General features: G+C 60.1%; 9 protein-coding genes. 3 read left to right on the top strand and 6 right to left on the bottom strand.

The annotated features are described in order from the left end of the window. The first annotated feature begins 54 nt into the window (after positions 1-54). The gene (locus BR41_RS21050) at positions 55-651 is read left to right on the top strand and encodes a hypothetical protein (RefSeq protein WP_035061224.1); all 597 of its coding nucleotides are present in this window, start codon (positions 55-57) and stop codon (positions 649-651) included. On the opposite strand, the gene BR41_RS21045 is transcribed toward BR41_RS21050, so the two are convergent. Beyond that, positions 648-1,391, bottom strand: coding sequence for a hypothetical protein (locus tag BR41_RS21045; RefSeq protein WP_035061221.1), 744 nt, complete (start codon positions 1,389-1,391; stop codon positions 648-650). The two genes, BR41_RS21050 and BR41_RS21045, sit on opposite strands and share 4 nt — an antisense overlap. Before the next feature lie 360 nt (positions 1,392-1,751). Here BR41_RS21045 and BR41_RS24425 point away from each other — a divergent pair, with 360 nt between their 5' ends. Together BR41_RS24425 and BR41_RS21040 are read left to right on the top strand one after the other, a co-directional pair. Further along, positions 1,752-2,021, top strand: a complete 270-nt coding sequence (locus tag BR41_RS24425) for a hypothetical protein (protein WP_156970844.1) — start codon at positions 1,752-1,754, stop codon at positions 2,019-2,021. Then, the gene (locus BR41_RS21040) at positions 2,014-2,289 is read left to right on the top strand and encodes a hypothetical protein (RefSeq protein WP_156970843.1); all 276 of its coding nucleotides are present in this window, start codon (positions 2,014-2,016) and stop codon (positions 2,287-2,289) included. Before BR41_RS24425 ends, BR41_RS21040 begins: the two co-directional genes overlap by 8 nt. A gap of 152 nt (positions 2,290-2,441) precedes the next feature. Here the strand turns inward: BR41_RS21040 and BR41_RS21035 are convergent, their stop codons facing one another. The 5 genes from BR41_RS21035 to BR41_RS21015 form a co-directional block, all read right to left on the bottom strand. Then, complete coding sequence (locus BR41_RS21035; protein WP_035061215.1) at positions 2,442-2,765, bottom strand: antitoxin YezG family protein; 324 nt, start codon at positions 2,763-2,765, stop codon at positions 2,442-2,444. A gap of 39 nt (positions 2,766-2,804) precedes the next feature. Further along, on the bottom strand, positions 2,805-3,122 hold the full coding sequence (locus tag BR41_RS21030) for a hypothetical protein (protein WP_035061213.1): 318 nt from the start codon (positions 3,120-3,122) through the stop codon (positions 2,805-2,807). A 95-nt stretch (positions 3,123-3,217) separates the two neighbouring features. Beyond that, a complete protein-coding gene (locus BR41_RS21025) occupies positions 3,218-3,541 on the bottom strand; it encodes a hypothetical protein (RefSeq protein WP_035061210.1) in 324 nt (107 codons plus the stop codon). Positions 3,542-3,688: 147 nt separating this feature from the next. Then, entirely contained in the window at positions 3,689-3,961 is a 273-nt protein-coding gene (locus BR41_RS21020) for a colicin immunity domain-containing protein (protein WP_035061207.1), read from the bottom strand. Next, positions 3,958-13,875 (bottom strand): hemagglutinin repeat-containing protein (locus tag BR41_RS21015; RefSeq protein WP_035061206.1); only part of this gene is annotated, 9,918 nt, incomplete at its 5' end. The genes BR41_RS21020 and BR41_RS21015, both read right to left, overlap by 4 nt.

Below are 13,875 nucleotides of genomic sequence, written 5' to 3'. Positions count from 1 at the left end.
CACGTGGGGCAAGCGCCCGCTCTATACCGGCGAAGCGCCGAAGCGGAGGGTGTAATGCGCAAGCCGGTTCACCTCGAACGCCCCGGCGGCAAAGGCCCACGGCAGCGACTGTGGGAGCAAATGCGCAAGCTGCGCGAATTCACCATGGACGACCTGTCGTTCAAAACCAATATCGACGGCGAGTCCATCCGCAAATACATTCAAGGCTTGGTCAAGGCGGGCTATCTGGAAAAGCCGCCCGTGGAACGCTTCGCCCCATCCACCTACCTGCTGGTCCGCGACAACGGCGTCGAAGCGCCCCGCGTGGATCGCACAGGCCGGGCGGTCAATACCGGCCTGCACCGCGAACAGATGTGGCGAACCATGCGCATCATCCGCGACTTTACCGCCAGTGAACTGGCCGCACAGGCCAGCACCGAGCAAGTGCCGGTTAGCCTGATCACGGCGCGCAAATACCTGCATGCGCTGGCGCTGGCTGGCTACCTGCGGGAAATCACGCCGGCCCACGGCCCGGCGGCCGGGCGGTATGCGCTCACCCCGTCCCGTTACACCGGCCCGCGCCCGCCCATCGTGCAACGCACGCAGGCGGTCTACGACCCGAACGAGGGACGCGTGGTCTGGCAAGAGGGTGTGAACGAGGATGAGCTCTAAGTCGTTCGCTCAATGTGCCTACTTGTGCCCAGGCCCCGCGCAACCCACGGCCGGCCTTCAATCTCACCGAGGAAGTGATTGGTAAAATGGTACAGCAAGCGATCAAGCTCCCACGGTTCCAGCGCGGCCTCTTGCGCAATGGCGTGGTAAAACAGCTCGGCTTGCTGATAGCTGCCCTCTCTGCAATCTGAGAAGCCGAGCGCCACCGCGACCCGCTTCAAGCGCAAATCCACGGCGAAGGTATCTCGGAAAGCGGGGTCATGGATATCCATCCACACCTTCCGCGCATACTTGGGGCCAATACCGTGAAACGAACACATGAATTCATATTTCTCGTCTCGCGTGGGCAAATTCAGCATGTGCGTTGTCGCCGCTTCAACACCCCCTAACTCAGTAATACGGCTGACGTTAACCGCCAGTTGAACGGTTTGCTCACCCCGTAACCGAATCTTCGCCTTGCGCAGTACGCTGAGCAGATGGGCTGCGCGGGACGCGGCATCAAGCTGAGTGAGTATGGCGTATGAAACGGAATGAAGTAATTCGGGGGCATCGCACAATCCTGCCCAGTAACGCGCGTTTTCGCGCGTGGCTGCACATTGAAGCAGCAGATACCAGAGCAGGTCGGGCCGTTGCCTAAGCGCTTCGCCATCGGCCTTCAGTGCCTGCAGGCGCTCTTGCATATGAACCGGTAGCGCTTTGAGAGCAGCAATGAACCGAGTGCGTTTGTTTACAGGGGTCATCGGGGGTTCGGTGGCGAAAACAGGATAGTGATCGGCATATTGTTACCGCGTTGGCTTGGCGCTTGGAAGGCAAACGTTCTTGACCCTCCCAGTGTGGCTAGGGTATTTTTGCCCGGTCGCGTTTGGTTACGCGACCTGGGATTGGTCTCCTGGATATTGCATAGGCGGACAACCGCTGCAGAGCGGTCTTTTTTTGTCCGTCCACACCCTTGGTGCGTCCTCAACGGCGGGCCTAGACGGTGGCGTCTTCGGACGCGCCGGTTTCCTATGCACCGGTAAGACCAACTCCGCCTAGCGCCTGCCACCTCCGATTGGTCTCGGAGCCGCAGGTTTGATTGTGTAGCTGCATAGGAGGCATCCATGCCCAACAAGCAACACAGTACTCCCGCACCACCCGACCCCGGTCATCTCATCACGCAAGCTCGTGACGGCTTTGCGGAGCTTGACCAGATTTTTGCCATCCTCACTTCCCTGATCGACCAGCGCAGCGTTGGCTACCAATTGGCACGAGATGGACGCCGGCTGGCAGAGCGACACTACACGGCAATGCAGGCATCACCGCCGCACTCTGATCGCTTAACCGTCTCACTCAGCACGCGTTATGTGCGCATTGGGGGGCGGCATGGCTGATCTACACGGAGCGCCCATTCCGCCCAAGCTGACCGTCAACGATTTCAACCACCTCGCCGATCTCAGCCTGGATCACATTGCCCAATTGGGTAGCGTGTTCCGCGCAATGATTGGCATGGCGGAGCCGGAATCTCATCTGCATCATCTGGCAAGGGCTGGCGCGTATTTGGCTGAGGAATGGCATTTCGGGCTGGATACAACCCGCTTCGAGACGGTGCAGCGACTTGGGGTCAAGCAGAACACAGATCGGATAACGAATCGGCGTTAGATTTGATGGTGTTGGGCCAGCGCTTTATAAAACGTTGGCCTTTTGGGTTTCTTGAAATAGTGGATAAAAATAAGAAAGGGGCGCATTTGCGCCCCTAAATCACTGCACTTCCGCTACCCAAACCGGAAACCCAACTCAATGAATTTACACATTCAATCATATGAAAGCTGAATCGAGAACTTGCCCTTTTCAACATCCAACGTGAATTCGCATGACTTCCAAGGCGGTTGACTCTGGGAAACAAAAAAATCCCTGTGCTGAACCAGTAATTCTCTAATTTTTTGATCGGTCATCCCATTTTTCGGCAAGAACCATCCCACAACACCGCTATTGTTCAAGTAATCATACTCAAACCGGCAGGCATCCTCCTCTAAAGACAACTCTGCTCGCATGATGATCTTTACCGCCCCATCAGGTGAGGCGTTATAAAGTTCTTGGCCTATAACTCTGCAAATTTCAACATCTCTAGAATCCATCTTATTTCTCTCCTAAAGCATGCGGAAGGTAGGCGATGGTCAGTCAAACTTAAAATTCATTTGTATCTTCGATTTATTTACATCGAATTTTATTTCGCACCCCTTCCACTTTGACTGCCCTTGAGAAATCCAAAATTTCCGCAACTGCACCAGCAACTCCAACAGTTGCGAATTTGCCTTACCTCCGCCAGTAAACCATTTAATATTTCCCGCCTGATCTGAATAATCAAACTCAAACTTGCAGTGGTCATCCTCAGCAGAAAGCTCGGCCCTGACAAAAATTTGCTCAGCATCTTCAGGTGCTACGTTTACAAGCACCTGCGCAATTTCTTGATATAGTTTTTCGTCTAAACCCATTTTTTTATTAGGAACAGTTATTCGCTAAATCACGAAAACCAACCACGAGAGAAGGCGATTTTTTCTGCAGACATGCATCTGGAGCGAGCTTCTGCTTAATCGTATGAAAGCTGAATCGAGAACTTGCTCTTTTCAACATCCAACGTGAACTCGCAGTACTTCCACGGTGGTTGATTTTGAGAAATAAAAAAAGCACGGTGTTCAACCAAAAGCTCCCCTAGTTTATGAGCAGTCAGGCCTTTCTCGGGGGAAAACCACGCAATCTTTCCTTCCGCATCCACGTAGTCATACTCGAATCGACAAGCATCCCCCTCCAAAGAAAGTTCTGCTCTCATGATGACCTGCTTGGCCTCATCCGGTGCCGAGTCGTATAGAAGCTGGCCTATTTTTTTACAAGTTTCTACGTCCAAGCTTTCCATTACTTTTCTCCCGGGGAATTATTGAATCCCCTTTTGAGATCTTCGTCTGATAGGTCATCTAGAAGCTGCACAGTCTAATTTAACTGAAAATGCATAACTCCCTCACTTTGAAGCGCTTCACAATTCCGGCATCGGCAAAAAAATAAATTAAAGAAATCTAGCCTCACTCAGTACTTCTTCCATTTTTTTTCTTAACTCTGCCTCGTCAATCTCGTAGTCCTCACGATCCTCTTCTGGGTTAAACAAATCCGCCAAACAAAAGATAGTAGACAACACCTCACTCAATGTTTCGTTGTCTTGCCCCCCCAAGCCGTTGTCACGTTCTTTTTTCCACCTTCCGGCATAGTTATCCACAAACTCACCGGGGTCCCCCCCCTCAGTTAGATAATTTTTTACGAAAATCAATAGATCTTGGCTCATCTAAGCACCCCATTTTTAATGAAATTTTGGTACTGCGCAGATTGTGGATCAAGCTTCCACCCGGTAACAAACTCCCCTGTGCTTTTCAAAACAACAACATTATTGGTATTCGGATTGAAATAGACAACCGAATCTGGAACAAATCCATAAGTTCCTTTGGGCTGAGTTGTTGGATCATTTAAATGCTTTTCCAGCGCCGCTTGATATTGAGCCAGCGTATCTGGGTTCTTCTTAGTAGTAATTACACCAAAATCATCTGCATGTTTGAACTTCTTATCAAGCTGACCAGTTGAGAAGCTCGCCGTTAATTCCGGCTGATCTGGCTTCAAATTATCATTCAAAGTGGTCTTGCGTGTCGGCGTCACCGTCGGCGGCTCAATCGTCTTCAACCCATGACTGATCAGCAACGAATTGGTCACATCCAGCATCTGCTGCGTCGCCCCTGCAAAGGCGTGATCCCAAGCGTCGGCGTTGTTCTCCAATGTATTGATTTGGCTCCTCAGGTTAGCGACGTCGGTCACTTGCGCCTTGGCCAGCTGGATCAACGCCGCTTCCTGTTCCGGTGTCTTGGCGTAGATAAGGCTTTCGGTCAGGTAGAGGTTGCCCGTTTCGATCTGGGTCAGCTGGGCTTTGCAGGACGTCAGGTCGGCTTCCGGCCCTGTGCAGGCCGCTGCCAAGCGGGCGTTGGTGACCTTGCTGTCTTTCTTCGCCTGGTCGATCGCGCCATTGAAGCAGCTGGATTGAGCCGCACCGGTGCTGCCCGAGCAGCTGCGTGCACTCTTCATCAAATCCGCAGCCTTCATCGCGAGCGCATTGTTCTCGGTCTCCATCTGCGCCGAATTGACCACCGTCGCAATATTCTTGCTCTTTGCTGCCACCGCAATGCCACCCGCCAATGCCTGCACCAACTGAATACGCTGTTCCTTCTCGGCGGCGGTCATGTGCTCGGCATCGGTGTCGCTCACCTTATCCAGCAAGTTGTTGATCACCACGCTGGCGGCCGCGCCCGTTGCGCCATCGCCGCAGTTATGTTGGCTGCTGGCCGCCGCACCGGCGCAGCCAACGATGGTTTGCAGGGCCGTACGCATGGCTTCGCTGGTCGCGGTGGGATGACCTTGTGCGTCCAGATAGGCGTCGGCAATGGTTTTGACTTGGGCTACGGTCTGCTGTTGGAGGTAGCTGACGGCGGCGTCACGTACCAGTTGGCCGGCGCTGCCCATCGGGTCGCTGGTGGCCGCAGCCAGCACGGCAGTGACGATCTGCCGATTGGTGCCGCCCGGTGCCCAGGCGGCGGCGTCTTGTTTCAGTTGCGCAGCATCGTTAATCAACTGGGTACGCTGGTCGGCGGTGAGTGATGGGTCAAGCGCCTGGGTTTCCTTGTCTTTGGCAAGTTGGTTCTTCGCATCCGCCTTGCTCGCCAGGTTGTTCATCGTCACCTGCACTTCCTGCGCCACGCTCGCCAGCGCCGTTTGCACTTCCTGTTCGCGCTGGATCGTCTTCAGGTCGAAGATCTTGCCGATGTTGCCGTTGGCACTGGCGGTGTCCCGGTTCAGGCTGGCGACGGTGTCGGTGGCGTTCTTGCCGGTGAGTTCTTTTTGTTTGGCATCGTCGGTGATGGTGACGGTACCGGCGCTGATGGCGCTCTTGGTGGTGCCGTCGGCGTCGCCGCTCAGTTTGGGTTTGCTCAGGTTGGCGAGGTTGGCGGTGAGGTTGTCCGTCAGGTTGCTGGTCAAGCTCGGGGCGACGGCGTTCACCGCGCTGGTGCCGATGTTGGCCGAGAGGCTGATGTTGGTATTGCTGCTGTCGTACTCTGCGTGGTTTTGCAGGTTGCCGGTGGTGAGCGTGCCAGTGCTGAGGCTGTTCTTGCTGGCATCGGCAGCGCTGGCGATCACAGCACCAGTGAGGTTGGTGTTGTTTTTGACCTTGATGTCGTAGCCGTCGCTGCCGGCATAGAGGCCGGTTTGCTGACCGACCGACTGGTAGTCGCTGTTGGTCTTGCCCTTGCCGACACTGACGCTGGCGCTGACAGTGGTGCCGTAGCAGAACGGCGGCACGCAGACGCTGGCGTTGAAGCCGCTGCTGTCTTGCTTGGCGCGGTAGGTGTCGGTGTCTTGCAGGCTGATCACGTTGAGGTCACGGCCGATGTCGGTTTCGACCTTGTTGCCACGCGCTTGCGCGCCGATCAGGTTGGCATCGCGGCCGCTTTGCAGCGTGAGGGTGTCGGTGGCGGTGATTTGCGAATTCTGGTTGGTGGTGCCGTTGCCATTGGAGAAGCCATTGGCCTTGGCGGCGGCGAGTTCGAGCGTAAAGCCGTTCTGCTGCCCCCCCATGCTAAAGCCGACACCGATGCTGGCGCTGCTGCTGTCATTGTGGCTATCGGTCTTGGCGGTATCCGTGGCGCTGAGCAGATCGATGTCGCGGGCTGCCGAGACGGAGACGTTTTTGCCGCTGATCTGCACGCCACGGGCGATCAGGTCGCCATCGGTGGCATTCCCTTGGGCATCCTTGCTGCCACTGCCGGTGGCGATCAGATGGACGTCATTACCAGCGGTGAGGGTGCTGCCCTGGTGCACCAGCGTCTGGCTGGTGCTGTCGCTGCTACTGCTGCTGGCCCCAACGCTGACGCTGACTTTGAACATCGAGGACGGCACACCGCCCGCTGTCGCCGGGCCGGTCACGGCGTTGTAAGCGGTGAGGCCGGCCTTGGTGGCGTAGAGCGCGGTGAGGCGATCGTCACCTTGCTCTTGCGCCTTGGTGGCCTGCTCGGCTGCTTGCACGAACTGGCCTGCCACCCCGCCTAAGGTAGCGGTAATGCCGACCTGACGGCTTTCATAGGTGTTTTTGGATTGCTGGGAATCAGCGCCCGAATCGATGTGGACGTTCTGGCCCTGCAGCAGCAGGTTGCCGGTTGCACCGGTAAGGTCATTCTTGGCTTGGCCGACAATCAGATCGCTGCCCAGCACGTTCACATCCTTGCCGGCCACGAGGGTGACGTTGCCGCCCACACTGCCCACGGTGCTGCGGCTTTGGCTTTGCGTGGTGCCGGCCGTGTCGGCGGTGTCCTTCTCGGAACGGGTGCCGATGCTGATCTGGGTCAGGCTCATCCCCGTCAGGCCCGATTGATGCTCTTCGTGCAGATGGCTGGTGGTTTCCGTATTGGTGGCGGCCTGAATGGTGAGCTGGTTGCCAGCGGTGAGTGCCAAATCCTTGCTGGCCGCAATACCGCTACCGGTCACGGTCAAGTCTTTGCCGGCGGTGACCACGACGCTGTCGCCGCTGACGGTGCTGCCAATGGCCAGCGTGGTGGTGGAGGTGTTGCGGTCATGGCTTTCGCCGCTGCTGAGGATGCCGCCGATGTCCTTGCGGGTTTCCAGGAAGGTGGTGTGCGTTTCGGTCTGCGTGCCCAGCACCACATTGCCGGTGGCGACCAGCTGCACCGGTCCCTTGTCGCTGGTGACGTTGCTGCTGGTGATCGTCAGGTTGCCCGGCTTGGTGGCGTCGCCGTTCTGCCCGGCGGCCACGATCAGATCGGTGCCGGCATGCAGCGTGCTGCCCAGCAGATGGTCATCGCTTTGGGCGGCGTGGTAACGGTCGCCGTTTTGCACGTCGCTGCTGGTCTTCTCCAGCGCGGCTTGCACGGTCACATTGCCGCCAGCGGCGAGGGTGATTTTCTGGGCGGACTGGACTTGCGCGCCGGTCAGGGTCGCATCCTGCCCCGCCGTGAGCACCGTGTTGCCGCCGATGTTCAGGCCGGTGACATGCTGCGTGGTCTGGCTGGCGGTGCTGACGGTGCCGTCGTGGGCAAACCAGCCGTTGTTCAGGTTGGTGCCGAGCTGGGTAGTGGTACTGCTGGTGGCAAGGGTATCGAGCGTGAGATTGCGGGCGGCGTGCAGGCTGGCATCGCCGGTGGCGCTGATCTGGCCGGCAGTCACGGTCAGGTCTTGGCCGGCTTGCATGATGAGATTGCCGTCGGCCTTGATGCTGGCAAGGCGGATGGCATTGGGATCAGCGCTTTGATTGGCATTGGCGGTAACGGCCTGGCTCAGGTCGAGCAGATTGCCGGTGGCCGACAGCGTGACGTTCTTGCCGGACAGCGTGCCGGCCTGATTGAGCAGGTCGCCGGCGCTGGCGGCCAGTTTCAGATCGCCCTGGCTGGTGATGCTGCCGCCCAGGTTGCTGATCTGCCCGGCGGTGATCTTCGTACCGGCCTGGGTGGTGATCAGGCCGCTATTGGTCAGGCCGTTCTGCACCGTCAGGTCGATGGATTTGGCGTTGATCTGCGCCAGCCCGGTTTGCATCGCCGCTTGGGTGACGTTGGCGAGATACACCACCGGCACCAGTACGTCCTGACCGTCGATGTTGCGGCTTTCCAGCCAGACCATGTCGGTGGTCAGGCTGGCCATTTGCGCGGCGGTGAGAGACACGCCCGGCCGCAGGTTGAACTGCTGCCCATAGGCCGCCCCGGCGTTCATCAGGGCGCGATATTCCGCCTCTTGGCTGGCGTAGCCGTCGAGGAAGCGCTTGCCGGTCAGCTGGCCGATCTGGTCGGTGATGAGCTGGTTTTCATAGAAGGCGTCGCCGAGCCGTTTCTGCGCCGTGGCCGGGTCGAGCTTCATCAGCTGCAGCATGTAGTCGCTGCTGATGAAGTTGCTGTACTGCGTGAAGCGCGGATCGGTCTCGACCAGATAGCGCTGGTTCGGCCCGGTGTTGATGTGGAACAGCGCGGACGTCGGCAGCTGGAAGTGCAGGCCCGCCGGGCCGACGGCGAAGGACAGCGAGGCCAGCGAACGGGATACGGTCGGGCCGATGCGGCTTACGGTGGGGGTGGTGACCGAGGTGCGCGTCGGCAGCGCCAGTTCTGGCGTTTGCGGCAGGTCGTCCGCAGCAAGCAAGGCGTTGGCCCGCACGGCCTTGATGGGGCTGGCGCTACTCATCGTGTTGGATACGGCGGTGCCTTGCGCAGCGGCAATATCCGTCGGCCCCACGGCGGCATCGTGGCTGACAGCGGTGGTCACTGTGGCGCTGGTTGTGGCGCTTGGGAGGGTCGGCCCCACCACTGCGGCCAAGTCCGTTGGCCGGGCTGAGGGCGCGGCCATGACTGAATTGATCGTGCTGGCGCTGGCGACGTTGCTGGTGGGCGACGGGCCCAGCTCAGGGCCAATATTGGCTTGCGGCTGGGCGGCAGCCGCGGCGATGCTGGTCGTCGTTGCGGCAGCGGTCGTGTTGGCGGAAACCAACGTTGGCGCGTGCGCGTTCGCCGCAGTCTGGCCCACGGTGCCCGTGCCGGTGCCCACCAGCGGCAATGAGCTGGTCGCGGCGGCCAGATCGGCCGGCGTGCCGACGGTGGTCGAGGTGTAGGTCACCTTGCCGCCGACGCTGACGGTGGTGCCATTGGTGGCGTTGGGCGCGAGGCCCACGGTCACGTTATTGATCGAGGTGGCATTCCCATTGATCGATTGCCCGGCACTGAGAATGGCGCTGTAGCCACCGGTACTGGTAGTGGTCGTCGTCGTGACCGGTGCACTGTCCGTGGTGGAGGTCGTGCTGCCGCAGCCGCCGTTGTTGGCACCGCAGGCATGCACGGTAATGACCTGATGCTGCACCACCGTGTCGGTCTGCACCTGACCAAGGTTGTAGCTGGTGTTGGTGACAATATTGGCGTTGAACAGGAACTGGCCGCCAGCGCTGATCAGGCTGGCATCGTTGTTCACCGACCCGGTCAGCAGCAGGTTGCCGCCGGCCAGAATTTGCGCGGCCGGGCTGTCCTGCCCCACCAACGCGGTCTGGGTGATGTCGGTCGTTGTGATCTGCGTGGTGGTGGTATCCCGTTCTCCAAGCCCGCTATTGATGGATACAACCGTGGTGCCCAGATTCGTGGTGGTGGTTTGGGTCGGCAGTGTCGTGGTCACGACATTCAGCACCGTCCGCTTGTTATCGAGGTGGTCGGCGTAGATCGACACATTGCCGTCGCCCTGAATGGTGGACGACTGGTTGAGCACGGTAGCCGCGTTGGCCCCGCTCAAGCCGGCCAGCGTGAGGTTGCCCACGCTGTACATCGTCGATCCGCCGGTATTACTGATGTTGCTGCCGTACAGCTGCAGCGAGCGCCCGGCGGCGATCACCGCGCCGTTCTGGTTGACGAGGGTGTTCGCGGTGGCGGACACATCGCCGCCGTAGATGGCGTTGTTGTTGGTGAGGCTGGCAGCGTTGATCTGCACCGTATCGCCGAACAGCACGCCGTCGTTGGTGATGCCACCCGTGGTGTTGAGCACCAGCCCTTGGTTGCCGGACAGCTGCGCATTGCTGGCGTTATAGAACGAGGTGGAATCCAGCTCGAACACGCCGACCGCGCCCAATTTGCCGTAGTTACTGAAAGCGCCATTGGTTTTGACGGTCAGGCCATGATTGGCCGTCCAGTTGGATGCGCCAAACTGCACATCGCCTTGCAGATTGAGGGTGAGGTTATTGCCGGCCGCAACCGCGCCCAAATCCCCCAGCAGGTTGGAGAGCGACGACGAGGTGGCATTGAACGCGACATCGCCATTGGCGGTGATGTTGCCGCTGCTGTTGCCCAGCTGGCTGATCGCGAGCGTGACATTGCCGCGGGTATCCAGATGGCCGTTGGTGTTGGTGAACTGGTTGGCCGTCAGCGTGATATCGCCGGTGGCATTGATCGTGCCGGCGCTGTTGTCGAGCAAGCCGCTGCTGGTGGCGGCCAGTGTGCCGCCCGCAATCAACTTGCCTTGGGCATTGGTGAGCTGTGCTGCACTCACTTGCACATTGCCGTTGCCGCCGATCAAGCCCTGCGTGTTGTCGAGCGTGCCGCTGGTGGTGACTTGGGTCAGGCCCGTGCCGGAATTGCTGAGCGTGCCGCCAGTGTTGGTGATGGACGCCGCGTTGACGGTCAGGCTGTTGCCGGCGCTGAAGGTACCGCCCGCGTTGTTGAGGCTGGCTGTCAGTTGGGCGTTGATGTCGTTCCCCAACACTTGACCACTGTTGGTCACATCTTGGGCGGTCAGGGCCAGCGAGTGAGCTGCGCTGAGCGTGCCGCTATTGCTCAGGTGGGTGGTGGTCAGAGTGACATCGGCATTGCTGCCGATCAGGCCGCTGTTATCGATCCGATCCGTGGTCGAGACCGTGGCGTTGCCTGCGAGGGCATCGATGCGCCCGCCGTTGCCATTACTGGTTGCATTGGTCAGCGTGCGTGCATTCAGCGCGAGCGTGGTAGCGGCTTCGATCGTGCCGCCGGTGTTGTCGACGGCGCTATTGCCGGTGATGTTGATCGCGCCATGCACGGCGGACAGACTGCCCCCGGTGTTGGTCAGTGTGGATGCGACGGCGGCATTCAGGTTGTTCTGCGCCGTGACCTGGCCGGCGGTATTGGTCAGGGTATTGGTGGCGAGGGTGACATCGCCGTTGCCACCGATCGCACCACCGGTATTGTCGATCGCGCCGGCGGTGATATTTAGCGTGCCGGTGCCAACGTGGTCGATATGGCCGGCGTTGTTTTGCACCTGCGCGGCGGACAGGGTCAGGTTGTGGGCGTTGCTGCTGATCACGCCGCTCTGATTATTTACGCCGCCGCTGAATGTCCACGCGTCGTCGGCACTGCCGGTCTGCACGATCTGCCCGCCCGCGTTGCTCAGACTGTTGGCCGCGAGCACGACTTGGGCACCCTGCGCTTTGCCGTGATCGTTGGTGATGTCGTTCTGGGCATTCAGGGTGAGCGTGGTATCGCTGACCAGCGTGCCGCTGTTGACGATGCGCCCGGCGCCGACGGTGAGTTCGTGCGTGCTGCTGAGTGCGCCGCTGTTATCCAGCTCGACCGCTTGCACGTTGACGACGCCCTTGCCGCCAATCGTGCCGGCGTTGGCGAGCGTGCCGTGCACGGTCAGTTGCGCATCGCCATTCAGCGCCAGCACACGGCCCGCGCCGGCATTGCTCAAGCTGGCCGCGTCCAGCGTCAGGCTGCTGCCTTCGATGTCGCCATCTTGATTGTTCAGTGCACCGCTGCCCACCAGCGAGAGCGCATGGCCGGCCGCCAGGGTGCCGCCAACGTTGCTGATGTTCTGCGTGGCGTGAATATCCAGATTGCCGTTGCTGGCGACGACTTGCCCGCCGGCATTGCCGAGCGTGCTGGCATTCAGGCGGATGTTGCCGTTGCTGCCGATCTGCCCTTGCGTGTTGTCGATGGCGGCCGGGCTGTTTGCATCACCCAGCGTGAGCGTGCCGGTGCCGGAGTGCGCAATCGTGCCTTGGTTGTTCAGAATCTGCGCTGCGGTCAGCGTCAGGTCTTGGCCGTTGCTGCCGATGCGGCCGCCGGTGTTGTTGAGCTGGCCGGTCAGGGCAAAGCTGCTGCTTTGCGTACCGGTCTGCACGATCGCACCGCTGGCGTTGTTGAGGTCGGTGCCGGAGAGCTGGACGCGCGCAGCCTGAATCTGACCCTGGCTGCTGTTGTCGATCGTCGTACCGGCGAGCGTCAACGCGCCGGCGGTGGCAATGACGCCGCCGTGGTTATCGAGGTTGCCAACTGGCGTGATGGTGGTCGCGCCGCTGCCGGTCTGGATCAGGCTACCGCCCGCATTGCTCACATCGTGGGCGGTGAGGTTGAGCTGGTTGGCCGAGACGTGGGCGCTATCCGTGCGCAGCGTTTGCGCGGCGGTGGCGGTCAGGGTCTGGCTGGCGGAGACGGCGGCGTGGTTGGCATCCACATCGCCGCTGGTGGCAGTCAGCGTGACGTTGTGTGCACCAGTCTGGCTGCTGCTGAGATCGAGGCTGCTGCCTTGCAGGCTCAGATCGCCACCGGCCAGATTCTGGCCTTGGGCGGTGACGGTCTTGGTCGCCGAAACAGTGAGGTTGCCCGTGCTGCCGAGCGAGCCATCGGTCTGCACCCCAGCACCAAGAATCGCGCCACTGTGGCTGGTGATCTGGCTGGTCGCACCTGTGGCGTTGAGCGTGGTGTTGCCAGCTGCAGCGATCACGCCGCTATTGTCGACGTTGCCTTGGGTGCCGAGATTGGCATTGCCGTGGGCGTACAGCGTACCGCTGTTGCTGATGCCGGTGGCAGTGTTGACGGTCAGGTCGCCGCTACTGTTGATCTGGCCTTGGGTGTTGCTCAGCTGGCCGGTCAAGGTGGCAGTGACGCCGTGGCCGTGCACGTCGCCGGAGGTATTTGTGAGGTCGCCAGCATTCAGGGTGACGGCCTGATTGGCGGCGAGCGTGCCGCTACTGTTGTCGATGGCGTTGGTGGTGGTGACTTGCAGGCCATTGCTGGCGGTGAGCTGGCCGTGGGTGTTGTTCAGGCTGGCAGCGGTGATCACGCCGTTGCCGCCCGCGCTTACTTTGCCTTGGGCGCTGTTGTCGATATTGCCGGTGGCGTGCACGGTCAGGTCGGCCGTGCCGGTCGATTGGATCGTGCCGCCCTGGTTGGTCAGCGTACCGACCGTTAACGTCGTCGCGCCGTTGCTGGCCAGCGTGCCACCGACGTTGTCCAGCGCCGTCGTCGCGGTGATCTGGGTCGCGCCGGTGCCGCTCTGGATCAGGCTGCCGCCGCGATTCGACAAGGTGGCGGTGTTCACTTGCAGCTGCTGGGCAACGGTGCTGCCGCTGTCGAGCGTTGCCGTTTGCGCGGTCAGATTCAACAGCCCGTTGCTGCCGATATTGCCGTGCGTGCCATTGAGCGTGGTAGCGGTGATGGCGAGCGTACCGGTGCCGACGTGTTCGATGGTGCCGTTGCTGTTGGTGAGCGTTTGCGCGCCGAGCGTGAGGTTGTTGCCGTTGCTGGCGATGCGGCCGCTGGTGTTGTCGAGGTTGCCAGCGAGGAGAATGGCGCTGTCGCCGCTGCCGGTCTGAGTCAGGTTGCCGCTAACGTTGCTGAGGTCATGAGCGGCCAGATTAAGCTGGTTGGCCGAGAC

It is taken from the genome of Andreprevotia chitinilytica DSM 18519 (genome assembly GCF_000711875.1).
GTDB lineage: Bacteria > Pseudomonadota > Gammaproteobacteria > Burkholderiales > Chitinibacteraceae > Andreprevotia > Andreprevotia chitinilytica.
This window is presented reverse-complemented; position numbering and strand designations above follow the sequence as displayed.